Genomic DNA, 26,470 nt, shown 5'->3' on the forward strand with positions numbered 1-26,470 from the left:
GTTAACGTCAACATAGTAATGACGCGTTTTTAATTGATATCCAAAAATGAAATCTTATTGCCGTTAAGCCAGTAACTGCTCAATACTTTTAATGCTGTGAATATTTTGCTGTTGATAAAAATGCTTAAAATGCTCGGCTAGCTTTTCACTTTCCACAAACACTTGCTGCCAATACTCTAAGCGCTGCGTCGGTTTCATTTCGACAAAATCACTACGGTCGGGGATTTTGCTAAACGGCAGTGATGCGACAAATTCAGTGGATGGACACAGGAGCACAGTTTTGTCGTAGTGTTGTAAACGCACTTTGCGAGACAGGTTTTTATCAAACCAACCCGGCTTTAATGTCGAGCTGAAATGTGGATAGAGAGTTAAGCCTTCATTTTGAATATTAAAATCAAAATGATAGTCAATAATTCCACCATCTCGATACATACCTTGAGGGCAATCTGCAATGTCTTTTATGCCTTGCATCACCATAGGAATCGAGCCAGACGCTAATAGCGCTGCTTTAATATTACGCTGGCTTAATGCCATAGACGTTGTGGCGATATTGTCAGGATCATAAATGCTTAAATCGCTTTGACAATGTTGAAAGATGTAGCGTTCGTACTGACTGTTAAGCAGAGGTCTGCTGATGGAATTTCTGACAAAACTGTTGAATAAGCCAGCCCCTTGCAGCAGTTTATTTTCTGACGCAACCAGTCCTTTGCATTTAGCCACAATAAAATGGGCTTTAAAGACTGTGTTATTGATAATCTCATCTGCACCGCTATCACCAAATAATTCATCGAGTAATTCAACTGCTTTAGCTGTAATTTCATCCGGTTGCGGTTTAGTGTCATTAGAATAAACGGTTTCACTGTAATTTTTGGCTAAGCGTTCTATCGCCGCAACCGGGTCATTTTGGGCAAAGCACGCGGCGCGAAATGCACCGGCACTTGAACCAATCAGGTTTAAAGGTTGTTGTCTGCCTTTAAAGAATTCCCCAAAAAGGTATTTGTCTAATCCCAGCAAGGTGAACCATTTAGGTCCACCACTTGCACCAAGGAAAGAACTGAATAAATCTGGAGAAAAACCCTGTTGTTGTATCGATTTTAAAGCCGTTTCACCAGCGTATATTTCTAACATATGACTCTTATTATTGGACTGTCGCAATACATGCCGACAGCAGCTCTTGTTATTTTACGCTTGTGACTGATTACGAAGATCTTTACGCAATACTTTACCGACATTGCTTTTAGGCAATTCATTCATAAACTCAATGATTTTAGGGCGTTTATAGTTAGTGAGCATTTTATTGCAGTGATCAAAAATATCTTGTTCTGTTAATGTTGGGTCCTTACGCACAATGTACACTTTGACGCGCTCGCCAGTAATGTCGCAAGACACACCCACAGCGGCAGCTTCCAATACCCCTTCGTGCGACACAATTACTTCTTCAATTTCGTTAGGGAACACGTTAAAACCAGACACGTTAATCATGTCTTTTTTGCGATCCACAATTTTAAAGAAACCATTCTCGTCCATGGTGGCAATGTCACCGGTGGCTAACCAGCCGTCGATTAACACTTCGTCAGTGGCTTTTTGGCGATTGTAATATCCCTTCATCACTTGTGGGCCTTTAACCCACATCTCACCTGGTTCACCTAATGCCACATCTTCACCATCTGCACCGACTAAACGAATATCGGTTGATGATGCCGGTAAACCAATCGAGCCATTATAGCTTTTTTGGTTATAAGGACTCATTGTCACTAAAGGTGCACATTCCGTTAAACCATAGCCTTCAAGTAAACGGCTTTTAGTGACTCGCTCCCAATGTTCTGCAACTGGTCGCTGAACTGACATTCCGCCACCAAAGCCCATCTTTAATGCACTGAAATCGAGTTGATCAAATCCTGGAGTATTCAATAATCCGTTAAACAAGGTGTTTACACCTGTAATCACAGTAAAGCGATATTTAGCCAGTTCTTTGACAAAGCCGGCCATGTCTCTTGGATTGGTGATTAATAAGTTGGTGCCGCCAAAAGGTAAAAAGGCTAAGCAATTAGAAGTTAACGCGTAGATATGATAAAGCGGTAATGCGGTAATAATCAGCTCTTTACCAATTTCATAGACGTTTTTGGTAACCGCATTTGACTGTTCAAGGTTAGCAACCATATTACGATGAGTTAGCATGGCGCCTTTTGATGGACCTGTAGTGCCGCCAGTATATTGCAAAAAGGCTAAGTCAGAACCGATAACGTCAACTGGTATAAAGGTTTTTTTACTGCCTTTTGCCATGGCGTCATTAAATTTAACCGCATTGGGTAAATCGAACGCTGGCACCAATTTCTTCACGTGCTTAATAGCGCCGTTGACTAATGCGCCTTTAATAAGACCTAATCGGTCACCCACCCCAGTGGTGATAACATGTTTAACATCGGTTTTATCAATGACGGCCTGTAATACATGAGCAAAGTTTTCTAAAATTAATATGCCTTTCGTGCCTGAGTCTTTTAATTGATGTTCTAACTCACGGGCGGTATAGAGTGGATTGACATTCACTACGGTTAATCCCGCAATAAGTGCACCAAATAATGCGATCGGATATTGCAGTGTATTGGGGATCATGATGGCAAACTTATCGCCTTTCACTAAACCTAAGTCTTGCTGTAAATAGGTTGCAAAGTCAGTTGCTTGCTGGGCAAGCTGCGTATAAGTAATGCTAACATCCATGTTGATAAATGCCGTATTCGTGGCATATAACTTGGTATATTTTAAAAACAAATCTGCCAATGAGTTGTATTTATCTGGATCGATTTCAAACTCAACCCCAGGCGGATAACTCTTTTCTAACCAAATCCTTTCCATAATACTATCCCCAATTATTACAAAATTATCAGCAGCCTACATTACCGGCTGCTGTTATTATTATTGTTATTTTTAACCTACACCCAGCTTTACAACACTTCAAATAAACCTGCAGCACCTTGACCGCCACCAATACACATGCTGATCACGACGTATTTAACACCACGACGTTTACCTTCAATTAACGCGTGCATCACCATACGAGTACCGCTCATGCCATAAGGATGACCAATAGAAATTGCGCCCCCGTCGACGTTTAAACGATCATATGGAATGCCCAATTTTTCTGCACAGTAAATGACCTGAACCGCAAACGCTTCATTGATTTCCCACAAACCAATGTCATCAATATTCAAACTATGACGTTCAAGCAACTTAGGAATGGCAAAAATTGGACCTATGCCCATTTCATCTGGCTCACAACCTACAACCACCATGCCTCGGTAAACACCTAACGGCTTAAGACCGCGTTGCTCAGCGAGTTCTCGTTCCATTACCACAACAGCGGCAGCACCGTCAGACAGTTGCGATGCGTTACCGCCAGTAATTGAGCCGTTATCTTTTACCGCTTTTAAACCCGCTAAGCCTTCAATATTGGTTGAAGGACGATTACCTTCATCTTGAGTTAAGGTGACTTGTTCTTTAGTGATATCACTGCTGGCTTTATCCATCACCAATTTTGTACACGTAACAGGCACAATTTCGTCATCAAATTTACCTGCAGCTTGTGCATCAGCAGTGCGTTGTTGCGAGATTAATGCATAAGCATCTTGTGCTTCACGCGAGATGCCATAACGATTAGCAACCACTTCGGCGGTATCAAGCATCGGCATATAAATCGCTGGACGATAAGCTTTAACACTTGGGTCGACCGCTCGGTGCATGTTCATTTTATCGTTTTGAACCAAGCTGATTGAGTCACAACCGCCAGCAACTACCACGTTGGCGCCATCACAAACAATATAATTGGCAGCGATAGCAATAGACATTAACCCTGATGAACATTGACGGTCGACAGTCATACCTGGCACAGACACAGGCAGTTTTGCCGCCATTGCCACTTGACGACCAAAGTTCATCCCTTGGTTACCTTGAGTTAGTGCAGCACCAAAAATACAATCTTCAATTTCATTTGGGTCAATACCCGCACGCTCAACGGCTGCATTAACAGCAACTGCAGCTAATGTTGGAGCAGATAAATCATTAAACGCACCGCGGTACGCCTTACCAATGGGGGTTCTCGCTACAGATACAATGACGGCTTCTCTCATAATAATTCCTTGTTTATATGTCTTCTAAGACATGTATTTAATCAGGTTTTGAGGTTGAGCTAAGTATTAGTCATAATCACAAGAACAGTTAACGAAACAGCTCAACCTACATTAGAATCATTTACTGTTGCTGCGATTTCATAAATGCCATCGCCTTGATCACAAACTTCTCGCCTTGTTGAGCACCAGATTTCAACGCTTTTTGATTATCTTGCGCAGTGAGTTTCTCCCAGTTGTCACGCACCGTTTCTGGGGTTTGTGATGCTTTAGGGATAAAACAACCTTCTGTTTCAAAGATACTGGCACTTGAATAACCACCCGCTCCGGCACATAAAATAAAGCGGTTTGGCGCGTGTTCATCACACAAGGTCAACATCCCCGCAGTTACCGCTTCTGGCGCGAAGGCTTTAACGATTTCTTCAGGCATTAAATCTTCAGTCATACGCGTCCCCGCAGTGGGAGCTAGCGCATTGATGTGGATATTATTTTTTGCACCTTCAAGCACTAAGGTATTCATTAACCCAAGCACGGCCATTTTGGCTGCACCATAATTAGACTGACCAAAATTACCGTACATGCCGCTTGACGATGTGGTCATCACAATACGACCATAATTTTGCTGCTTCATGATTTCCCACACTGCTTTGGTGCAGTTAACCGAGCCCATCACGTGGACATCCATGACTAACTTAAAGTCATCTAAGGTCATTTTAGAAAACGACTTATCGCGCAAAATTCCAGCATTATTGATTAAAATATCAACGCGGCCCCACTTGTCCATGGTTTGTTGCACCATGTCTTGCACTTCGTCAAAATTAGCGACGTTTGCACCATGACTAATGGCTTCACCGCCCATTTCTTCGATTAAACGAACCACATCTTGCGATGCTGAAGAAGATGCGCCGCTTCCATCACGTGCGCCACCTAAATCATTTACCACCACTTTAGCACCACGTCTGGCGAGTTCCAACGCATGAGAGCGACCTAAACCATTACCGGCACCTGTGACTATGGCTACTTGTCCTGCAAAACTGATCGTCATAATGTTTCCTTAACGCTTTTTTTGATTTTTTATTGTTGTTTTATGTTCATGTGAAGGTGACAAATGATAGAAATCTACTTAACCATTTGCACAGAAATCCACTCAGCCACTAATGCCGGAGTATCAACACCTTCAATTTCAATGGTCACTTCGGTTGATAAACGGAACTGCCCTGGTTTCTTTTCTTCAATTGAAAGGGTTTTAGCGTGTGCTCTAATGCGACTGTTAACGGTAACCGGCTGTAAAAATCTCACTTTATCGAAACCGGCATTCAAGCCCATATAAAAACCGTCAATGATGACACTAAATTCTTCAGCAAAATGTGACAGCATGGAAAGTGACAGGAAGCCATGGGCAATGGTCGAGCCAAAAGGCGTCGCTTTGGCTTTTTCTTCATCTACGTGAATAAACTGATGATCCAGTGTGCAATCCGCAAACTGATTAATCTGATCTTGAGTGATTTGATACCAGCTTGTTGGCTCGGCTTGGAAGCCAATATAGTTTGTGATGTCGTTACGATTGATGACTGTCGGCATTGTTCCCTTTCCTCTTGTACGTTCAGGTACTGTCCATGAATGAAATTTAAGCGATATCTCATGCTAGTTGGGGTGGGCACATTAAACAAATGAATAGTTTTAATACCAAGACATTCGCAATATGAATAGTCTAGCGTGTTGAAAGGAAGTAATACGTCAGGGAGATTATAACAAAAACGCATTACCCAATTAATGAGTAATGCGTTAATAATAAAGGATTTATACTAGCTAGAATTGAGAATTCACCTCGTGAATCAAAATCCAACTATAGGCAAAGTCTGACTGGTAATACTCATCTAGGGAATCGACCTACGTATAAATAACTCAGCTCAGTCAGTGATAACCTATGATGACTATGACCAACTTGGACATCATTCAATTTAGGTTAAAACCAGTCGGCTTGCATGTCAAAACTGGTACTGTCAGTACTCATCAACAGAGATGACCACACCGCAATTTTGGGTAATTCAAAGCGATAGAAATACTGCGATGCCTGTAACTTACCTTTATAGAAAAACTCATCTGCTTGATGCGGTTGCTGTGCTAAGGCTTTGGTAGCAACCATACTTTGCTTAAGCCATAACCACGCAATAATCACATGGCCAAACAACTCTAAATACTTAACTGAGTTGGCTAAGGCTAAATCGATATTCTTCGTCGCCATGCCGTTGAGTACCGCTTCAGTTGTCAGCGTTAATGTCTCTACCGCTTCGCTTAGCTTCTGGGTATATTCGCTCAAGCTGTCGTATTGTTTGGCTTGCTCAATGGTTTGGACAATTTCATGCAGGGTAGCTTTATAACCCTGCATCTTATTCATCGGCACTTTACGGGTAATCAAATCTAACGATTGTATTCCCGTGGTGCCTTCATGAATCGGATTTAAACGGTTATCACGATAGAACATCTCAACTGGATGCTCATTGATGTAACCATGCCCGCCCATAACTTGAATAGCATAAGAGTTAGCTTTAGGGCCATATTCAGATGGCCAGGTTTTAATGATTGGGGTTAAAAAATCTAATAAGGTATGGGCATGCTCACGTTGTTCAACGGTGTCTGCAGTACGCTCATCATCACTTAATTGAGTCCCATACAACACTAACGCCATTGCCCCTTCGGCATAAGCTTTTTGTGCTAATAACATGCGTTTTACATCAGCATGTTCAATGATGTTGACCATTGGGGATTGCGGGTCTTTACACGAGGGTAGTCGACCCTGCGGACGGTTTTTAGCGTAATCGACTGAATATTGATAACCGGCCACAGCCAATACCGCACCACTAGTACCCACCATAATGCGAGCTTCATTCATCATGTGGAACATGTACTTTAAACCGCAATGTTCTTCACCGACTAAATAACCAATTGAACCATTTTTCTCACCAAAACTCAGTGCAGTAGACGTTTGCGCGCGGCCACCCATTTTATGAAATAGCCCAGCGAGAGCCACTTCATTGTCTTCACCGACGGAACCATCTTCATTAAGCAAAAATTTAGGTACCACAAATAACGAAATACCTTTAACACCTTTTGGTGCGCCTTGAATTCGTGCTAACACCAAATGAACGATATTCTCGCTTAAATCATGGTCGCCGCCTGAGATATAAATTTTATTGCCAGTAATCCGATAAGTACCGTCGTCCGATTTTACCGCTTTGGTAATTAAGTCGCCTAACGCTGAGCCACTGCCCGGTTCCGTCATGGCCATGGTGCCCATAAAACGGCCTTCACGCATGGGTTTAACCCAAGTGTTAATCAGTTCTTGACTGCCATGTGCTTGCAACAAGTTGGCGTTGGCTGTGGTTAACATGTTGTAACCCATACCCACACCGCCAGCCACACTCAAAAATGAGGCTGCTGCACTGGCGATAATCGGCGGTAATTGCATACCACCCAAATCATAATCAGCTGTTGCAGCACCAATACCAGACTCATTAACCGCATCTATCGCGGTTTTAAGCTCTGGGATGATATGCACTTTTTTACCATCAAATGTTGGTTGATGAGTATCAAGTTTTTGACGGATAGGAAGAAAGTATTTTTCTGCGATCGCTTTAGCCGTGGTGACGACTTCATTGAAGGTCTGGCGATCGTGATCTTGATAACGCGCTCGGCTCGTTAACGCTTCACTGTCAAACAGTTCGTAAAGCATAAATTCAAGATCGCGTTCATTCATTAACGTTGCAGGCATAATAGTCTCTTCTTATCTTGTTACTGAGCAGATGTCATGACATCTGCTCACAATGTATTGTTAAATGGATAGTGACAAATATTTGCTGACTGTCCACTGAGGCTTAAAACGCTGATACGCCGCCATCAACCGCAATGCATTGTCCTGTCATATAGGTGTTGGCGGGTGATAACATCATTAACATCACCGCGACGATTTCTTTTGGCTCACCTAAACGATTCATTGGCGCGCCACGGGCCATTTTCTTTTGCTTTTCTTCGTCAGCAAAGTTGGTCACCATCGGCGTTAGGGTAAAGAATGGGCATATTGCATTAATACGAATATTCTCGCGGCCGTATTCAACTGCACCCGTCTTGGTTAAACCAATAACAGCATGTTTTGCCATAGAATAAGCACTGCCTCGAGCAGCGCCACCTAAACCGGCCATTGAACTGACATTGAGAATGGCGCCCTCGCCTTGTTTAAGCATTTGTTGTATTTGATGACGCATGCCAAATTGCACACCTTTGACGTTGACAGCAAATTGGCTGTCCATAATGGATTCGTCAATGTGATGCAGCGGCATAAACTCGTGCGCGATACCGGCATTATTGACGCCAATATCCACTCGACCAAAATATTCAATCGCGGTATCGACCATCGCTTTACAAGATTCATTTTTGGACACATCGCATTTCATTGCGACCACTTCAGCACCGGTCGCGGCAATAGCATCTGCCACTTGATGCACGCCAGCTTCGTTAATGTCACTGATGACTAACTTAGCGCCACGTTTGGCTAACTCTTCGGCCAATAATTTACCAAAACCTTGTGCTGCGCCCGTAATAACGGCGACTTTGCCCGTAAAGTCTAATAATGGATCCATGCGAGTAACTCCTGTAATTGATGGTCTTATTGTTATATTGAGTGTCTGTTTATCAATTTTTTATCATTTGTTTTTAGCTGAAATCTTAAGTATTAAGTATTAAGTATTAAGTATTAAAGATTAAAGATTAAAGATTAAAATGAGTGTTAACGTCGCGTTATCACGGTAGATTTCGTTGATAGAACGCTATTATTTCTCTTGTGCGACAACCTGCAACGCCATTTGTGCAAGCGGTTCAACGAACGATCCTACTTTATTAGCATGTTCATTTGATGCATTGCCTTCTGCAGCGCGTTTTGCCACTCCTTGGGCAATTGCCGCTAAACGGAAGAAACTAAACGCAAGATAAAACACCCAGTTTTCAATCCGTTCAATGCCCATGCGGTGGCAATATAGATCGACATATTCTTGTTCAGTCGGAATGCCTAAGCTGCCACGGTCGACGTCTTTTAAACCATCAATACTGCCCATTCCTGCTGGCATACGTAATTGCATGCATTGATAAGCAAGGTCGGCATATGGATGACCTAATGTCGATAATTCCCAGTCGAGCAACGCAATAACCTGTGGCTTATCTTTGGCAAACATCATGTTGTCTAATCTAAAGTCGCCATGGACTAAACACACACGGCCATCATCTTCGGGTAAATTATCTTCAAGCCACTGACTTAGCTGGTCCATCGCGGGTATTTTTTTAAGCTCGGTCAACCGATACTGTGATGTCCAGCGAGTTAATTGACGCTCAAAATAATTTCCTGCTTTACCATAATCAGTTAAGCCAACCGCATTCACATCAACACTGTGCAATGCAGCTAATACTCGGTTCATTTCGTTATACATGGCTGAGCGGCGCTCATTGGTGCCAATCTCAGCTAACGATGCGCTCCAATAAACGGTGCCATCGCAATATTCCATTAAGTAAAACATCGAACCGATAACAGAGATGTCTTCACACAGATGGAATACTTTTGCGACCGGAACTTCGCTGTCTTTTAATGCATTAAGAACCCGATATTCGCGATCTACAGCATGAGCAGACTTTAATAACTTGCCTGAAGGTTGACGGCGTAATACATACACACCCGATTTTGCGGTGACTTTAAATGTTGGATTAGACTGACCGCCGGCAAACTTTTCTAAGGTAATCGGGCCTTCAAAACCCTCAACTTGATCTTGTAAGTAAGCAGTCAGCTGTTCATTATTAATTGATAATACTTGGGGCATTTAGCAATACTCTTGTTGTTATTCTTATTCATTAGATTGCAGTCATTGGATCGCAGTCATTAAAATTAGTCAGCTTGAATCAGTGTTTACGATCCAATTTTTATGACTCAATGTTTAGCAATTAATGCTCATAAATGATTGCCATCTGATTGGTGACACGGCATTCAGATTGAAACGCAGTAATGCGTTTCAATCTGTTGCTCAATGTCTGCAACGTATCGAATTACTCTGCAATCTTTTTCACTAAATCACGGCCTAACTGCATCATATGCACTTGGTCTGGACCATCGGCTAAACGCAAAGTACGTTGTCCAGCCCATGCGTGTGCTAAGAAGGTGTCTTGACTCACACCCACAGCACCATGGCATTGAATAGCACGGTCAATCACATCAAGTGACATATTCGGCGCGACAATTTTGATCATTGCAATCAGTTCTTTGGCGGCTTTATTGCCGTCGGTATCCATTTTTTGCGCCGCTTTTAAGGTCATTAAGCGGGCTTGTTCAATCTGGCAGGCAGATTTAGCAATGTCTTCACGAACCGACTGTTGCTTGATCATCGGTTGACCAAACACAATACGTTCACCAACGCGTTTACACATTAAATCTAATGCGCGCTGAGCGATACCAACTGAACGCATGCAGTGATGAATACGTCCAGGTCCAAGGCGGCCTTGGGCAATTTCAAAACCTTTACCTTCAGCAACAATAATATTTTCAACCGGTACGCGGACATTGGTAAACGTCACTTCGCCGTGACCTTCGGGAGCGTCGTTATAACCAAACACTTTCATTGGCCGCACTAACGTCACGCCCGGGGTGTTCATTGGCACAAGCACTTGTGATTGTTGAATGTAACGATTGCTGTTGGTTGGGTCTGTTTTGCCCATCACAATCATAATTTCGCATTGCTTACGACACGCGCCACTGATGTAAAACTTGCGGCCATTAATGACATACTCGTCACCATCACGTTCAATGCTTAACTCAATATTAGTCGCATCACTTGAGGCAACTTCAGGTTCTGTCATCGCAAATGCGGATCGAATTTTGCCTTCCAGCAATGGCTCTAGCCATTGTTTTTTCTGGGCTTCATTACCGTATTTAGCCAATACTTCCATGTTGCCGGTATCGGGTGCCGCACAGTTAAACACTTCTGATGCCCACATCACTTTGCCCATAATTTCAGCCAGCGGTGCGTATTCTAAATTAGTCAATCCAGCACTGTATTTACCGTAAGCAACGGGCAGAAATAAATTCCACAATCCTTCTGCTTTCGCTTTGGCTTTTAATTCTTCCATTAACGGAGGCGTTGACCAAGGATCAAGCTCTACCTGTCGGTGCATTTCTTCTTCAACCGGAAACACGTTCAAATCCATAAAATCGGTTACACGTTTGATTAATGCTTGAACTTTTTCACTGTATTCAAAATTCATGTTCTACCCTTCTATTGGTCATTACGGTGTAATAGCAGTGCTAGAGTGAGGCTTAATATTTCAATTAAGACTCAAGCACATCAGCAAACGTTAACTGAGTGACGTTAATGATTTTTTGTTAAACGGTTTAATCTCCGCGATGGCTTTGTGTTTAATTTTATTGACCCACTGCGGATCGACTAACAAGGCTCGGCCAACTGCGACTAAATCAAATTCGTCATTATTTAAACGCACTAATAACTCATCAATGCCAGTTGGATTAGACGTGCCAGATAAATCGGCATTGCCTTCACCAATAAAGTCAGCGTCTAACCCCACATTGCCAACGGTAATGACGGGCTTATTAGTGAGCTTTTTGGTCCAACCTGCTAAGTTAAGATCTGAACCTTCAAACTCTGGTACCCAGAATCGGCGTGTACTTGCATGAAAAATATCGACGCCAGCATCGCTTAGCAAACCTAAAAAGGTGGCTAACTCTTCAGGGGTTTGACACAGTTTTGCACTGTAATCTTGTTGTTTCCACTGTGAAAAGCGGAAGATAATCGTAAACTCCTCACCCACTGCGGCGCGAATGGCTTTAACAATTTCAACGCCAAAGCGAGTTCGATTTTCTAACGAACCACCGTATTGGTCATCACGTTGGTTAGTGCCTTCCCAAAAGAACTGATCCACTAAGTAACCGTGCGCGCCGTGTACTTCAATGGCATCAAAGCCAATGTTTTTGGCATCTAATGCGGCTTGTGCAAATGAGGCAACCACTTCATTAATATCATCTTGGGTCATTGCGACGCCGTTTTTAGCACCGGGTTTATATAAACCTGATGGGCTATAGGCTGGTGCTTCTTTGTCTGGGCCAACGCCGGGTTTTCTCACTGAACCTACATGCCAAAGCTGTGGGGCAATTTTGCCACCTGCCGCATGCACTTCATCAACTACGTGTTTCCAACCTGCTAATGCTGCTTCGCCATAAATTGCAGGTACATTTTCATAACCGTTGGCCGCTTTATGAGAAATAAACGTCCCTTCGGTGATAATCAATCCCACATCACCTTCAGCACGTCTGCGGTAATATGCTGCAACATCTTTATTAGGGACATAATTAGGTGAAAACGCACGGGTCATCGGCGCCATGACGGTTTTATTTTTCAATGACAACGATTTAGTGCTGAATGATTCAAATAACTTATCGATACTGGTGTTTTTATCGCTGTTCATGAGTATTTCCTAGCGTGTTATAGTTTTTATTTATCTGTTTTTTCTTATACTAATCAATTCATTACCCAATGAGATAACCGCCGTCGACATTGATGGCGGTACCTGTGGTGTAACTTGATGCGTTAGATGCGAGATACAACACAGTGCCTGCCATTTCGTCTGGTTGAGCCACACGCTTCATTGGCACGTGGTGCATCATTTGCTTCAAAATGGCTGGGTTATCGACTAATGCAGAAGCAAACTTAGTATCAGTTCCACCTGGGAGTAATGCGTTAACGCGGATATTGAATTGGGCGCATTCTTTTGCGAATGCTTGTGTCATTGAAATAACAGCCGCTTTAGTAATAGAGTAAATACCTTGGAAATCTCCTGGGATGACGCCATTAACAGACGCCACGTTAATGATTGAACCACCGCCACTGTCTTTCATTAATTTTGCGCCTTTGGTCGACATAAAAAAGTAACCACGAATGTTAACGTCGACGGTTTTTTGAAAGGCGATTAAGTCAGTATCAATAATGTGACCAAAATAAGGATTGGCCGCAGCGTTATTCACCAGAATATCTAATTTGCCATGTTGCTCTGTAATGGCGGCGAAAATCGACTCTATTTGATCCATGTCGCCAATGTGACACGCGATGGCTTGTGCACTGCCGCCGGCTTTAACAATCTCATCAACCACTATCTGGCAAGCTTCAATTTTTCGACTTGATACAATCACATGAGCACCGTACTGAGCTAATAGTTTGGCAACACTTTCGCCAATACCACGACTTGCACCAGTCACTAAGGCAACCTTCCCTGTTAAATCAAACAAATTGACATTGTTCATGTTTTTTCCTTTATATTTTTGATTAATGGTTCAAAGCGCTAAAGAGCCTCGTGATTACCTAAAGGTTACCCAGTCGTCGCCAGCCTGCTCTAAGTGACTGTAGTTATTAAAATAATCAACACTCAACATGTTTTCAGAAAATAACAGTTTAGTGACACCTGTATTTCTAGCCTGCTGATTCAAGGCTAATGTTTGCTGATCGTTCAATTGTAAAATGTGTTGTACGATTGCTGAAATAGTCCCTCCTGAAGTAAACACTAAAATGTCTTTTGATTTTTTTGTGTTATTTCCAGCGGTGATAATCTCACGCTTTTTTGCTAATTCTTGTTCAATAATATTGTGCAGAGCTCGAATACAACGTGCTTTAAATTGTGGCCAACTCTCTTTGTATTCATGATCTTTATCACCAGCAATCCAACGACTGAGTGCTTGAGAAAATTCTTTTTGTAGCGTTTTATTCGGTTCATTACGTTGACTAATTTCTAGACTCATTTCTGCAAAGTTTTGCCACTGGTCATTGTACTTTTTTAAAATATCTACATGGTCAAATTCATTAAAGCCAGAATGGATAATCATGGGTGTTGATTCACCTTGGTATCCTTTTACAAAGCTGGTTAACGTTTGGCCATGACGCAATAAATCACCACTATAAAACTTGCTGGGGATAGCCCTAGCGCGCCAGTACTGACCTAATATTGTCGCTTGCTGGCTACCTTTATCTGACAGTTGATCGTAATCAGTGCTTCCAAAAGATGCCTGCCCGTGTCGAATCAAATAAATTGCTGCCATATTAGGTCTCTAACTGATTAAAATGATGGTTCAATACAAAAGTAAAAAATTAACTCACTGTTTAACTTATTGTTTATATTGTCGTTAATCTAGGTTTAACAACCTTGAAAGCAATATTGAATTATTTTCGAATATCTGTTGTAGATGTTAATAATGAATACTTTTAGCGTATATTTAGCCATTTTTTGTACTGCACCGAATCTACTTGACTATGCTAATAGCAACATCTAAATTGAACAAATGAATAGTTCTAATACCCTACTATTTATAATTTAAATAGTAGATGTTAGATCAAAAATAGCAGATATGAGTTGAGGTGCTCTCAACGTACACCGTGAGATCACTGGAGTGAGTATGAAAATTGATTTGAATTTGTTTGTGGTTTTCGATGCGATTTATTGTGAAGGAAACATAACCAAAGCAGCGTCAGTGCTAAATTTATCGCAACCAGCAGTGAGTCATTCATTAGGTAAATTACGCACTCATTTTGATGATGCTTTGTTTATCAGGCAAGGCAATGAAATGCGGCCAACACCGGTGGCAAAGAATGTCATTGATGACGTGCGCGAAGCATTACATCAACTACAGGTGTGTTTAGTACAATCGCGGCAGTTTGAACCCTTAACCTCACGTAAGAGTTTTTCACTGTCATTACATGGCTCGTTAGAACCCTACTATTTACCGATATTGCAGCAAAGTTTGTCGTTAGAGTCTCCGGCAATCAATTTACGCAGTAATAAAAGGGTCAGACGAACGGAACTTGAAAACAAACTCGCCAGTGGTGATATTGACTTGGCAATTGATACCCTAATCCCTGTCAGCAATAACATTATGCACACCCAATTAGAAGTAGACCAACTGGTTGTTGTTGCTCGTAAAAACCACCCAGCTATTACACCAGAACTTGATTTAGATACTTACCTTCGGTTAGATCACGTGCTAGTTTCATCTCGCTCAACGGGCCCTAGCTTGGAAGATTTTGAACTTTCTCGCATTGGTTTGCATCGTAAAATCTCATTACGTTGCCAGCATGCTTTATCAGCGTGCCAAGTCATCTTAAATAACGATATGTTGCTCACATTACCTAAAACCGCCGCAGCCATGTATAGCAAGATGCTTGATATTGCTATTTATCCTATGCCAGTTGAATTACCTGATATTGGCGTGCATTTATATTGGCATGTAAACGTCGACAAAGAACCGGCTAACAAATGGCTTAGAAACAAAATGATTATTGCGGCGACAAATACTCGGATAGAGAAAAATTGACATTCATATAGGTAATGATTGAGCTTAAATGCCAACTATATTTTTTCACGCAATATATAAGGGCATGCCCCCTTATATATTGCCGTTTAATTAACACTGCAGGTAATTATCCATCAAACTGTGTTCTTGCAGTAAATTGATATGTTCACCTAATAAACCTAAATACTGTTCAATCAATTTTATACACTAAGAGTTGCTGATCCATTGCCTAATATCGACATCGACAACTAAATTTAACAGCTCATTTTTTGACGGTTCATCGAGTTGATGAGTTAATGATAAATTGACAACATACAAAATTAATCCCAGAGTATTCACGTTTAATCCAGTGGCATTAAAATCCGGTTTATCTTGCATTAAAATCAGTTCACATAGATCAAGTGGGTAACCCCAAAGTGTCAAGATATAAACCGTCAAGACAGTCGCATCTGCAAGCATGATATGAGTGTCATTTGAATCAAAATCAACATGCTCGTTTGTTTCAGACATTAGCACTAAATGACCAATACCACTGAGTAAAGCCGCTATAAAAACAACATCTTGCTGCTCAACGCTAAATCCCATCGACTTACTTAACTGACGACATAATCGAGAATAATTAAATGACCATTCATTAATTTTTTTATGTGCTTTTTCTGGCACTCTTAAGGCTAATGCTTGATCAACAACCATACTAACAACGATCGTTTCAGTCATTTTAAGACCTAAACGTTTTATGGCCTCTTCCAAGCTCACAGTCTTGCGGCTGTAGCCTAAGAAAGCTGAGTTTGCGATTTGTATCAGCTTGGCAGCGATAACACTTTCCTGGTGAATTATGTCCGCGGCATGAGAGATATCAACTTCTTCATTGGCGAACATAGACTGAATTTGTCTCGCGATATCTGGTAATGCAAAAAAGTACCCGATACGACCCAGTTTATTTCGTAGAGGTTGTTCTATATCTAGGGTATTTAAGTGTTCTAATGAGCAAAAAACATCATTTATGTCTTGTTGTGTAAAAGGTTTTTTCAACACAAAATGGGCAATTTCTGTTACTTTAGACACAACATCCTCGGCGGTGTCACCGGTTAATAACACCCGTAATGCCGACGACATTATTTGAGAAACCTGTTTTAGCAGCTCATCACCATTAATATCTGGCATTAAGTAATCACAAATCACGGTATCGACAATGGCCCCATCAGGCAAAGCCTGCTGCCAATTAAGTGGATCACTGCATAAATAAAATTGCCAATGTGGTTTGAGACGACTTGCGACTCTATTTAGCGCTTTAAGCATAAAAATATCGTCATCAATAAACAGTACAGTTAATGTTTTCATAAATCACCCATTAATCTGGCAACTGAAAAATTAGGATCAGAAATTAAAGAAATAAACTGCTCCTCTATTTGAGGGCGAGCAATAACATAGCCTTGGATAATGTCACAATTCAGCCGTTCAAGAATTGGAATTTGGTCAAAATACTCTACTCCTTCAACCACCACTTTCATACCTAAATCATGGGCCATACGAGTAATGTTAGCGATCATGCTTTGAGTGTTTAAATTACTGGCAATGTCGATGATTAAAGACCGATCTATTTTAAGCACATCGATTGGCAATTTTGATAAATAAGACAAAGATGAATAGCCCGTACCGAAATCATCAATCGCAATACTGATCCCTGCTTTTTTAAGTCTAGCCAGTTTCTCTGCACTTTCTTCAATATTATCAACCAACCATGACTCTGTTAATTCAAACTCGAGAATTGACATGTCGATATCGAAACCTTTCAATAACGCTTCGACTCTTGGTATAAAATCGGGTTCAGATAATTGCTTTCCAGAAATATTAACAGCAACATGATCGAGAACGATTCCGTTTTTAAGCCAATTTGAAATCGCTAAACAGGTTTTTTCAATTACCCAGTAGCCTATTTCAATAATTTGCCCTTCTTGCTCCGCTATTGGAATAAATACGTCTGGAGAGACCATTCCTAACTCTGGACTATTCCAGCGTAACAGTACTTCACAACTCGCAATTTTACGTAATCTTAAATCGTACTTAGGTTGAAAGTTTAAAAATAACTCTTGATTTTCAATGGCATGATATAAGGCTTTACTTGTAAATAATTGTTTGCGTTTCTGCTCGATGATTGAGTTGTCAAAACGCATGTAAAAATGAGGATTTCCATTAATATGCAGTCTGTTACTGACCAATGCATTGCTGAATAACTGCTGTGCACTTGCGCCATCGTTTGGAGCAATGCAATAGCTAATCGTAAATTCAATGCGTACGGTTTTTTCAACATATTTGTTGCCAGTAAACGATGATAAAATATTATCTAGTTGACTGTGTAATTCAATCTCAGATACATAGTTAGCAACAAGAATCACAAAATATTCATTCGGTAATACAGATATTCGGTGATTAAACCTTTCACATTCCATTATTAATGTTGTGTGTATCTCATTAAATAATGCAACAGAATCAATATCGCCTAGCATATCAGCCCAATAGCCATAATTTTTTAGATGTATAGCCACCAAAGCAAATGATTTATCTGTCTCAAGTAATGTTTGCGCATTGCTTAATAAACTTGTTTGATCGATTAGCGTTTTTGACTCACAAAGGACATTATTATCAACGTCTGATGCCATTGAAATGGAAAAAAATCTAGAATTATCTGTCACATGCTTAAGGCTAAACATGACACTTTCGCCTTGAGTCGTTTGTAATATCGGGGGTTCATCGTTGGGGGTAAATAAATAGTCAATGCAACGATCAGTACAATACGGAAACAGGTCATTTAATAATGTATTTTCGTTTTTTATTGCAAGTATCTTTTTAGATAAGCCATTGAACCTACCTATTTGACCATGTGGAAAAAGCTCGATTACAGCTTCATCACTGCTGGCAAGTAGATCGGCAATAATACTTCTTTGTTGTTTACTGTGGTATTGACAAAAGGCCTCCTCAACCTCAATAACAAGTGCATTGTCGTCCCATGGTTTTTGTAAAAAACGAAATACAGTACGAGAGTTAAGCAGCGTTAATATAGAATTAAAATCAGACGAACCACTAAGCACCATACACACCGTATTAGGTTGCATAGATTTTATTGCTAGCAGTAAATCAGACCCATTCATCATAGGCATACGATAATCTGAAATAACGACAGGACATGCTTCCTTAGACATGATCTCTAAGGCTTCTTTACCGTTATCAGCAATAAATACTTGATAACCTACACGCATGAACAATCTTTTTAACGCTCGTAATATGGACTGTTCATCATCAACAATGAGTAGCTTTTGCTTCATAATTTTACCCATTAATTAAAAGACTGTTGACTAAAGATCGCAGCTTGTCGTTATCAAACGGTTTTGATAATACCGCATCAGCACCTAAATCTAAGGCTTTTTGCAATTCATGTTCAGATAATCCAGACAACACAAGGATTTTTAATTCCGCTAATTCTGGCTGTTGACGAATAAATTGCAATACTTCAAAACCATCTAAACTAGGCATTGCAAGGTCAAGTGTAATCAAATCAGGTTTATCACTGAGTAATTTAACACCCGCGTGAAATCCATCTGCGGCAAAAGAGAAATAATAACCGCTTGATGATAAAACTCGGCGTATTGCATTTCTAATTTCAGTTTCATCATCAATAATTAAGATACGTTTTGGTGATGCAGAACCTGAGTCGGAATCAGTCTCTATATCCTCACAGTAACTCATTAATTCTTCAGGCATTGGCATTTTTTGTTGTTGTAAAAACAAAATAAAATCGTCCAGTAGCACTCGGTAATTACCCCTACCCGGCAATTTATGTCCTTTTAACCGACCTTGCGAAATCCAACGACTAACAGTCCTATGATGCACATCACAATACTGCGCAATGACACTGGGTCGTAACGTTTTCATACTTTATCACTCATCATAAAACTTGATTAGTTGTCATTTATAGCATAACTTAATCAATGAGACAAATGAGACATTGAAGGCATCGGAAATTTAGGAACATATGAAACAATTAGAAACTGCAGATTTACCTGTAATTTTATGTGTAGACGATGAGACCAGTATTTTAAAGTCTTTACAACGTGTGTTTTTTTCATCAAATGTTCAACTATTACAAGCGTCTAGTGGTAAACAAGCACTAGAAATAATGCAACAACACAAAGTGAACCTGATCATTTCTGATATGCGAATGCCAAATATGACAGGTGCAGAGTTTCTTGCACAAGCAGCCGTAATGCAGCCTGACAGTTATCGTATTTTGATGACTGGATACTCGGATATTCAATCTACTGTTACGGCCATTAATATCGGTAAAATTCATCGTTATATTCAAAAGCCTTGGGATAATACTGAACTACTTGCACAAGTTAATGAGGGGCTAGAGACTTATCGCCTAATTAAAAAAAATAAAGAACTGACAAAGAAAATTGCAGTTCAAAATAAACAACTAAAACAATTGAATACCAATCTAGAAGACACGGTACAGCAACGAACCCAACAACTAAAACAAAGTTTACAACAATATAAAACCTTGGCCAATAATCGAGGTAATGAACAGAAAGCCACATTAGAAGTGCTTTATAATTTAATTAGTATCAATCCGGAAATAAACGGTCAGTTTGCACTTAAAATCAGTGAAACCTGCAATAACATCGCTAACCTATTAGGCATCACTCCACCTGGAGTCGAAATTATTACTAAAGCAGGATTATATTCCGAGCTAGGCAAATTAGGGTTACCTTCTTATTGCCTGAATAAGCCATATGATGAACTGACTAGTGCTGACCAAAAACATTTTATGCGTCATCCTCAATTAGCAGAAGAGATTTTAACACCTGCCGTTCATTTATCTGTAATGAGTGAAATTATTGCTAGTCAATATGAACAATATAATGGTACCGGAGAGCCTTTACAGAGAGCGGGCAAAAATATTCACATAGGATCGCGAATTTTATCCGTTGCTAGAGATTTTTGGCATGAATTTCTGCCTAAAAAAAATATTCAAGAGCCGACAAAAGAACAAGTATATAAACTGATAATGCTTCAACAAGGTATTTTATACGACCCAAAAGTGGTTGAAGCATTGGGTAAGTTAATATTTAGTAATGAAAATAATAAAGAAAACATTCATTATTCTGAAGAAGAGTTCTCAAATGGCATACACATAGGAGAAATATCTATTGGTATGCGACTTAGTCAAAATCTCTATAATCGTAAGCATATGCTATTACTACCAAAGGGACATATCTTTTGTGCTAAAACAATCAATAACTTACAGAGTTATGAAAAGAGACACAAAGAAACGTTACTGATAAAAGCAGAGAAAGTTGAAAAGTGACCTGATCAGGCAGTACAAAAGAATGTATAACTCGATAATCGCATCTACATTGTTACTATTTATCCACATATGTTTTAACGGTGAATTATTATGAAGAACATGTTAATAAAACTGTTTTTCTCAAAGGCATTTTCTACAAGACGCATGTGGTTCTTTATCTACGCCACATCACTTGGCTTGATTGCTAATACCATGGCAATTGACATTCCCATTGTTGTGCCGTTTCTTGTGGGTAATATTGCGTCTTCAATTATACTATTTCGATTAGGTTTCACTTGGTCGTTATTATCGTTAATCATTGTTTGCTTACCACTAGAAAGTCCATTAGTTATTGGTAATTGCGTTTTACAGTTAATGTTTCTTATGTGGCTTAGGCTCAATCTTAAGCAGTCTTTATGGCCCATATTTTGTATATATTCCATATCAATCTTTACCCTTGATTACCTATTGGGTAATGATTCTTTAAAAAGTACAACGATGTTATGGATCATTGCCACCATGTTACATTGCTGTCTTTTTGCCCTGTGTACCAAAACCGCATTGATGCTTAATACCATCACCATCACCATCACCCCATTAAATCAAAAACAGCAAAGTTTGCGTCTTCAACTGAGTCACCGAATTGGACTATACAGTGCAGTGCCATGCACAATATTGATTGCATTTATTTTGCAAGCAGCAATCGGACTGCATTTATCATCGCAACTACAATTTTATCAAGATGAGCAAAATGTGTTTGTGTCAAAAATAAAGCAGCACATAGAACGATATATCAGTAATACTGAGCTCGTTGCCAGCTTAGGACATAAAAATATAGATACACATACTCTCCAAACACTTAACGACCAGGAACCTGAATTTATCTCCACACTGGTGACCGATAAAAATGGCATCGTGACGCAATTTTACAAAGCTGGTGTATCGAAACTACCGATTAACAATGTGTCTGTTACTGACCGCAGTTATTTCAGTCAACCCAAAACAATTAATACCAGCTTTGTGAGTGAGAGTTTTAAAGGTAGAGCCCTCGGAGAAGACCTGCTTTTTGCCGTGAGCGCACCTATTTATCTAAACGGTATTTTTGATGGCGTAGTCGAAGTTTCGGTCGTTCTAGACACTCTCACCAAAACATTATCGTTTACTGATAACATCAGTCCAAACACGATTATACTTGATCGACAGTCGAAAAAGATATGGGGAAGCAATCACTTAGGGGAATTAGGCGATGTTTGGACTGAACACGCAATATTTGAACCATATCATCCTTCATTACTGCAACAGTTGTTTTTTAATACGGCAAAATCCATTGTTTTCACAACAGATGCTCATTACATTCTAGTAAAAAGCCAATTAGATAAATTAAATTGGTCAACAATACATTATCAAGAAACAACCCCTTTTGTTGTTCGCTATTTAATTTATCTTAGTATCGCAATGCTATCTTCATTATTAGTATTGAAATATATCACGGCATTATCAGGTCGTTTAGTGCATAACTATACGGAAACACTCGAAAAAATTACAGAATTCACACATCAATTAGGCACTGATAAACGAATCAATCAACCGCTGCATTTTAACTATTCAGCGCGAGAATTTGAGATACTGACTCAAAGTATAAATAACCTTAATGAACGTGTTATTAATTCAAGAGAAGCAATGATGAATTCAATGGCTGAAGTCAAAGCGTTGAACAATCAATTAGAAGACAGAGTGAAAGAAAGAACATTACAACTAGAACAAGAGCGCGACAGAGCAAATCAATTAGCAGCTATCAAGACTCGTTTTTTAGCGAATATGAGCCATGAGATACGCACGCCTATCACTATCATAAAAGGATTCACAGAAGAGTTACTTAACCACACAAATGGTGAAACCCAACAAGTGTTGAATCGTATTCGGCAAAATACCTTACATCTACAAAATGTTATTAACGACATCTTAGATACCGCTAAAATTGATGAAGGTAAAATGACGTTTGATTTACAGCCTATCGGCCTTAGAGACTTTCTAGTGAATTCAATTGATAGTTCATCACAAATTGCTAAATCTAAAGGGCTATCAATACAGTGCGCAATAGAGGACATATCTGACTTATATGTCATGGTTGATCCCTTTAGGCTACAACAAATTTTACTTAATTTACTCAGTAATGCCGTTAAATTTACAGCCAATGGCACGATTATACTAAAAGCACATAAATCACCTGATAATACTTGTACTGTTCAAATCATAGATGAAGGTATTGGAATGAGTGATGAACAACAACTCACTCTATTTGCAGCATTTAAGCAAGCAGACGTAAGTATAAGCCGGGATTATGGTGGCACTGGCCTAGGATTGTATATCAGTAAACAACTCGCTGATGCCATGGGGTTATTATTAACCGTGAAAAGTAAATTGGGTCAAGGATCCACTTTCACACTAACGTTGCCTACTACCAATACAAGACCCATTAGTAAGCCACTAGAACACGTTAACTCGACAACATTTACTCAACGAGTATTAGGCGGCACACTGCTTATTGTTGATGATGTAGAGGATATACGCCAACTCATTGCTGTTTATGTCAAACCGTTAAAGATGAAAATATTATTTGCTGAAAATGGTAGGCAGGCTGTAGATATCGTCGACAAAGATCAGCCAGATATTATTATCATGGATCAACAAATGCCCATTATGGACGGATACCAGGCTGCCCAAGTGTTAAGAAACAGGCACTTTACCAAACCCATTATTTCATTAAGTGCGGACGTATTTAAAGAAGAACACTCACCGAATACCGTCTCGCCTTTCAATGCAGTATTGAACAAACCCATTGATAAAACGCAATTATTGCAAACCATCACTCGATGTTTTGACAAGCATCAAACCAACGCATCAAAACCAGATAACGACGATGTAAAAACACAAGACGAATTAGACATGTTAAATGAAATTAAAAACTTACGCCTAGAGTATCTAGATAGTTTACGAGCAATGCCCGACCAACTCATCTTACTTGCATCAAGTTCAGATCACGATCAAGTTAAGAATTTATTTCACAAAATTAAAGGAACCAGTGCTTGCTTAGGGTTAGATAATGTCAGCGAATCAGCAAAACAAGCCGAAATAGGCTTAAAGGCTGGAGAAAACCTACATGACGTATGTAAAAAATTCAATTCTAGTTTAAATAAATTAATTACAGATTCAGATGCTTAGATGTGTTTTATCAATTTCACCTGGCGGTAATAAGGGTAAAATGATGGTAAAAGTCGTGCCAACATTCACAGACGAACTAACCGATATCTTACCGTTATGTTTTTGAATGATACTGTAGGACAAGGACAGGCCTAAACCAGTGCCCTGACCTACGGGTTTGGTCGTATAAAAAGGCTCAAATATTTTACGTATCGCGCTGTCGCTAATACCACAGCCGGTATCTTTTATCTCAATCGTGACCTCAGTATCATCGCCGCGCACTGAGATATAAATGTGGCCTTTATTTTCGATCGCTTGTGCCGCATTGACCAATATATTAAGAAATACCTGATTCAGTTGCATTGGCTGGCATAACAATAGAGGTACAGACTCTTGATAATCGCGATGAATTTCGATTTTGTGTTTAAATTGGCTATTGGCAATTTTTAAGGTACTTTCGATGCCATCAATGACATTACAGTTTTCCCATTCACTGCTATCAACATGAGAAAATGCTTTCAAGCTTCTGACTATATCGGTTACCCGTTCAATACCTTCGATAGATTCACTGACTAAATCTGGCATATCGTCGCGTAAAAAAGGATATTGCATGCGTTGTTGCATGTCTTGTTGAAGATTAATAAAAGTTTGATTTTTGGTTTTATCTATCACTTTTTCATAAAAACTAACCAGTTTTAGTAGCTTACTCGAGTAATCTTGTAAAATTTGTAAATTTGAAAAGATGAAGCCAATCGGATTATTAATTTCATGCGCAACACCAGCGGCTAATTGTCCAATTGCAGCCATTTTCTCTGATTGCAATAATTGATTCTGTGCAGCTTCAAGTTTATTGTTTAACTCTAGCAAAACAGAATGTTCTTGCGCCAGTTGTTGAGTTAATCCTTTTTGGCCTTGATAATAACTGGCAAGTTCAGTCACATCTTGCACAATCATACACACTGTTTTAACCGTATTATTGGACACATCCAATGGTAGAAACTCAATATTTTGATACATCAAGGTTTCTTCACCCGTAATTGGACGGCTACTGCCAAACACAAAAACGTGCGGCTTGTGTTCCCAATAAGAAAAACTGGCATTATTTAATATAAAGACGCTGTTGATTTTTTTCTTTAAATACGTGGCTTGATCTGGGAACATCTCTAATAAATTCAGCCCTCTAACATCATCGCTGCTAATCTTGAGGCGATCGGCAAAAAAGTCATTCCAATACTCAATCTCAAACTGATCATTCAGCACACAAACACCTAATGGAAGTTTTGCTGTTAGATTCTGTAACATGGACTCTGTTGCCATCATGACTCCAATAACTCATTTAATTTGGTTAAAACAATCGAAATTGAGTCAGCTTCTAAACAAATCATGATTTTAGAATCAAATCGACTAGATTCTATTTTAAATTCAACTTCCATTAATAATGTGTTGCCCCAGCGATAATGACCCGCAGAAAGAAGTGTTGGGTCAAATACTGTTGGCATACTTAATTTTGTATTCAATGTTAATTGTTGTGCAAAACCATTTAAGCAGGCCCCAGCAAGAATATTAGATAATTCCAGTAGTAACTCTTCTTGGGTAATGTTAGACAATGGCAATTCGTAATCCATCAATTCAGCAATGGCTTCACAGCCCTGTTTGGATTGCAGGGAAAGTACTTCCCCTTTCACTGTACCCAGAAAAGACTGCCTGGTATGCCACATGGTGTCTAAGTTGATCATCTCAACAAACTCTGTAGGGGTAACTGACGATATTTGAGGGATAGAAAGTGTAATCTTAGCGCCAATCAGTCTCGCAAGAGAATTGGCTGCTTGCCCCATAGAAATGTTCATTAGCTCCTGCAAAGCATCACGCTGTTCTTCACTTAAATAGTCATTCATATTAACCCCACGTCAGATAAAGCCTGCGATAATTGCTCTGCTTGTAGCGGTTTATGTAAAAAGCGAAATGCCCCAAGTCGATCGACTAATTTTTTAGCTTCGGGTTGAATATCCGCGCTAATCACAATAACAACTGTTTTAGCATGATGTTCCTGTAAATAGCTTAGGACACCAAATCCGTCCAGTTCGGGCATAGTTAAATCCAAAAAAAGCACTTCTGCTTTGCCTGCTTCAACCGCTTCAATTGCCTCTTTGCCATTTTTGGCTTCGGTGATTTCAACATCCCAATCAACAGGGAGTGCACGCCTAACTACTTTTCTTGACATCATCGAATCATCTGCAATGGTTACAGGTATAGGCATTATAATCTCCAGGTTGTCTCATTTGTCCTTTAGATTATGATGTAGTCTTACAGAAAGTCAAAATTTAATAGAGTATTTTTTATAAACAGTGGTGTTAATTCATTTTAGTTGACATAATCAGCAGAAGACAAATAAGACAAAACTTTCCATTAACAAATTAAGCATCT

General features: G+C 39.8%; 21 protein-coding genes. 3 read left to right on the plus strand and 18 right to left on the minus strand.

The features are described from left to right. Positions 1 to 63: 63 nt before the first annotated feature. From AAEY98_RS06700 to AAEY98_RS06755, 12 genes are all read right to left on the minus strand, one after another. Positions 64 to 1,128 (minus strand): patatin-like phospholipase family protein, encoded by a 1,065-nt coding sequence (locus AAEY98_RS06700; RefSeq protein WP_351015804.1) that lies wholly within the window; start codon positions 1,126 to 1,128, stop codon positions 64 to 66. A 54-nt stretch (positions 1,129 to 1,182) separates the two neighbouring features. Further along, entirely contained in the window at positions 1,183 to 2,853 is a 1,671-nt protein-coding gene (locus AAEY98_RS06705) for an AMP-binding protein (RefSeq protein ID WP_101087180.1), read from the minus strand. 89 nt (positions 2,854 to 2,942) lie between these two features. Beyond that, the gene (locus tag AAEY98_RS06710) at positions 2,943 to 4,124 is read right to left on the minus strand and encodes an acetyl-CoA C-acyltransferase (RefSeq protein ID WP_101087179.1); all 1,182 of its coding nucleotides are present in this window, start codon (positions 4,122 to 4,124) and stop codon (positions 2,943 to 2,945) included. A 121-nt stretch (positions 4,125 to 4,245) separates the two neighbouring features. After that, entirely contained in the window at positions 4,246 to 5,166 is a 921-nt protein-coding gene (locus tag AAEY98_RS06715; RefSeq protein ID WP_192114950.1) for an SDR family NAD(P)-dependent oxidoreductase, read from the minus strand. A 74-nt stretch (positions 5,167 to 5,240) separates the two neighbouring features. Beyond that, positions 5,241 to 5,702, minus strand: a complete 462-nt coding sequence (locus tag AAEY98_RS06720) for a MaoC family dehydratase (RefSeq protein ID WP_059743536.1) — start codon at positions 5,700 to 5,702, stop codon at positions 5,241 to 5,243. 385 nt (positions 5,703 to 6,087) lie between these two features. Continuing rightward, positions 6,088 to 7,893, minus strand: a complete 1,806-nt coding sequence (locus tag AAEY98_RS06725; RefSeq protein ID WP_351015808.1) for an acyl-CoA dehydrogenase — start codon at positions 7,891 to 7,893, stop codon at positions 6,088 to 6,090. Between the two features lie 103 nt (positions 7,894 to 7,996). After that, entirely contained in the window at positions 7,997 to 8,758 is a 762-nt protein-coding gene (locus AAEY98_RS06730; RefSeq protein ID WP_101087176.1) for an SDR family NAD(P)-dependent oxidoreductase, read from the minus strand. A gap of 189 nt (positions 8,759 to 8,947) precedes the next feature. Then, entirely contained in the window at positions 8,948 to 9,982 is a 1,035-nt protein-coding gene (locus tag AAEY98_RS06735) for a phosphotransferase family protein (RefSeq protein WP_335691941.1), read from the minus strand. Positions 9,983 to 10,205: 223 nt separating this feature from the next. Continuing rightward, positions 10,206 to 11,417 (minus strand): acyl-CoA dehydrogenase family protein, encoded by a 1,212-nt coding sequence (locus tag AAEY98_RS06740; RefSeq protein WP_335691942.1) that lies wholly within the window; start codon positions 11,415 to 11,417, stop codon positions 10,206 to 10,208. Between the two features lie 90 nt (positions 11,418 to 11,507). Then, positions 11,508 to 12,632 (minus strand): NADH:flavin oxidoreductase, encoded by a 1,125-nt coding sequence (locus tag AAEY98_RS06745; RefSeq protein WP_351015811.1) that lies wholly within the window; start codon positions 12,630 to 12,632, stop codon positions 11,508 to 11,510. A 61-nt stretch (positions 12,633 to 12,693) separates the two neighbouring features. Beyond that, a complete protein-coding gene (locus AAEY98_RS06750) occupies positions 12,694 to 13,464 on the minus strand; it encodes an SDR family oxidoreductase (protein WP_101087172.1) in 771 nt (256 codons plus the stop codon). A 54-nt stretch (positions 13,465 to 13,518) separates the two neighbouring features. Further along, the gene (locus AAEY98_RS06755) at positions 13,519 to 14,253 is read right to left on the minus strand and encodes a histidine phosphatase family protein (RefSeq protein ID WP_351015814.1); all 735 of its coding nucleotides are present in this window, start codon (positions 14,251 to 14,253) and stop codon (positions 13,519 to 13,521) included. A 354-nt stretch (positions 14,254 to 14,607) separates the two neighbouring features. On the opposite strand from AAEY98_RS06755, the gene AAEY98_RS06760 reads away from it, so the two are divergent. Next, positions 14,608 to 15,522 carry a LysR family transcriptional regulator gene (locus AAEY98_RS06760; RefSeq protein ID WP_101087170.1) on the plus strand — a complete coding sequence of 305 codons (915 nt, stop codon included), beginning with the start codon at positions 14,608 to 14,610 and terminating at the stop codon, positions 15,520 to 15,522. A gap of 186 nt (positions 15,523 to 15,708) precedes the next feature. Here the strand turns inward: AAEY98_RS06760 and AAEY98_RS06765 are convergent, their stop codons facing one another. The 3 genes from AAEY98_RS06765 to AAEY98_RS06775 are packed head-to-tail and all read right to left on the minus strand — an operon-like array spanning position 15,709 to position 19,431. Then, positions 15,709 to 16,842: an HDOD domain-containing protein gene (locus AAEY98_RS06765; RefSeq protein WP_351015817.1), complete on the minus strand. Its 1,134-nt coding sequence runs from the start codon at positions 16,840 to 16,842 to the stop codon at positions 15,709 to 15,711. Next, positions 16,839 to 18,824, minus strand: coding sequence for an EAL domain-containing response regulator (locus tag AAEY98_RS06770; protein ID WP_351015820.1), 1,986 nt, complete (start codon positions 18,822 to 18,824; stop codon positions 16,839 to 16,841). Before AAEY98_RS06770 ends, AAEY98_RS06765 begins: the two co-directional genes overlap by 4 nt. A gap of 4 nt (positions 18,825 to 18,828) precedes the next feature. Next, positions 18,829 to 19,431 (minus strand): response regulator, encoded by a 603-nt coding sequence (locus tag AAEY98_RS06775; protein ID WP_101087167.1) that lies wholly within the window; start codon positions 19,429 to 19,431, stop codon positions 18,829 to 18,831. 100 nt (positions 19,432 to 19,531) lie between these two features. On the opposite strand from AAEY98_RS06775, the gene nosR reads away from it, so the two are divergent. Both nosR and AAEY98_RS06785 read left to right on the plus strand, forming a co-directional pair. Further along, positions 19,532 to 20,866 carry a response regulator c-di-GMP phosphodiesterase, NosR family gene (gene nosR / locus AAEY98_RS06780; RefSeq protein ID WP_182743448.1) on the plus strand — a complete coding sequence of 445 codons (1,335 nt, stop codon included), beginning with the start codon at positions 19,532 to 19,534 and terminating at the stop codon, positions 20,864 to 20,866. Between the two features lie 90 nt (positions 20,867 to 20,956). After that, the gene (locus AAEY98_RS06785; RefSeq protein WP_351015824.1) at positions 20,957 to 24,067 is read left to right on the plus strand and encodes an ATP-binding protein; all 3,111 of its coding nucleotides are present in this window, start codon (positions 20,957 to 20,959) and stop codon (positions 24,065 to 24,067) included. On the opposite strand, the gene AAEY98_RS06790 is transcribed toward AAEY98_RS06785, so the two are convergent. The 3 genes from AAEY98_RS06790 to AAEY98_RS06800 are packed head-to-tail and all read right to left on the minus strand — an operon-like array spanning position 24,056 to position 26,303. Next, positions 24,056 to 25,366 (minus strand): PAS domain-containing sensor histidine kinase, encoded by a 1,311-nt coding sequence (locus AAEY98_RS06790; RefSeq protein ID WP_351015827.1) that lies wholly within the window; start codon positions 25,364 to 25,366, stop codon positions 24,056 to 24,058. The two genes, AAEY98_RS06785 and AAEY98_RS06790, sit on opposite strands and share 12 nt — an antisense overlap. Beyond that, the gene (locus AAEY98_RS06795) at positions 25,363 to 25,941 is read right to left on the minus strand and encodes a chemotaxis protein CheC (RefSeq protein ID WP_101087163.1); all 579 of its coding nucleotides are present in this window, start codon (positions 25,939 to 25,941) and stop codon (positions 25,363 to 25,365) included. Before AAEY98_RS06795 ends, AAEY98_RS06790 begins: the two co-directional genes overlap by 4 nt. Continuing rightward, positions 25,938 to 26,303 (minus strand): response regulator, encoded by a 366-nt coding sequence (locus AAEY98_RS06800; protein ID WP_162023171.1) that lies wholly within the window; start codon positions 26,301 to 26,303, stop codon positions 25,938 to 25,940. Before AAEY98_RS06800 ends, AAEY98_RS06795 begins: the two co-directional genes overlap by 4 nt. Positions 26,304 to 26,470: the final 167 nt, after the last annotated feature.

Origin of the sequence: Shewanella sp. AC91-MNA-CIBAN-0169 (assembly GCF_040310165.1) — a bacterium.
GTDB lineage: Bacteria > Pseudomonadota > Gammaproteobacteria > Enterobacterales > Shewanellaceae > Shewanella.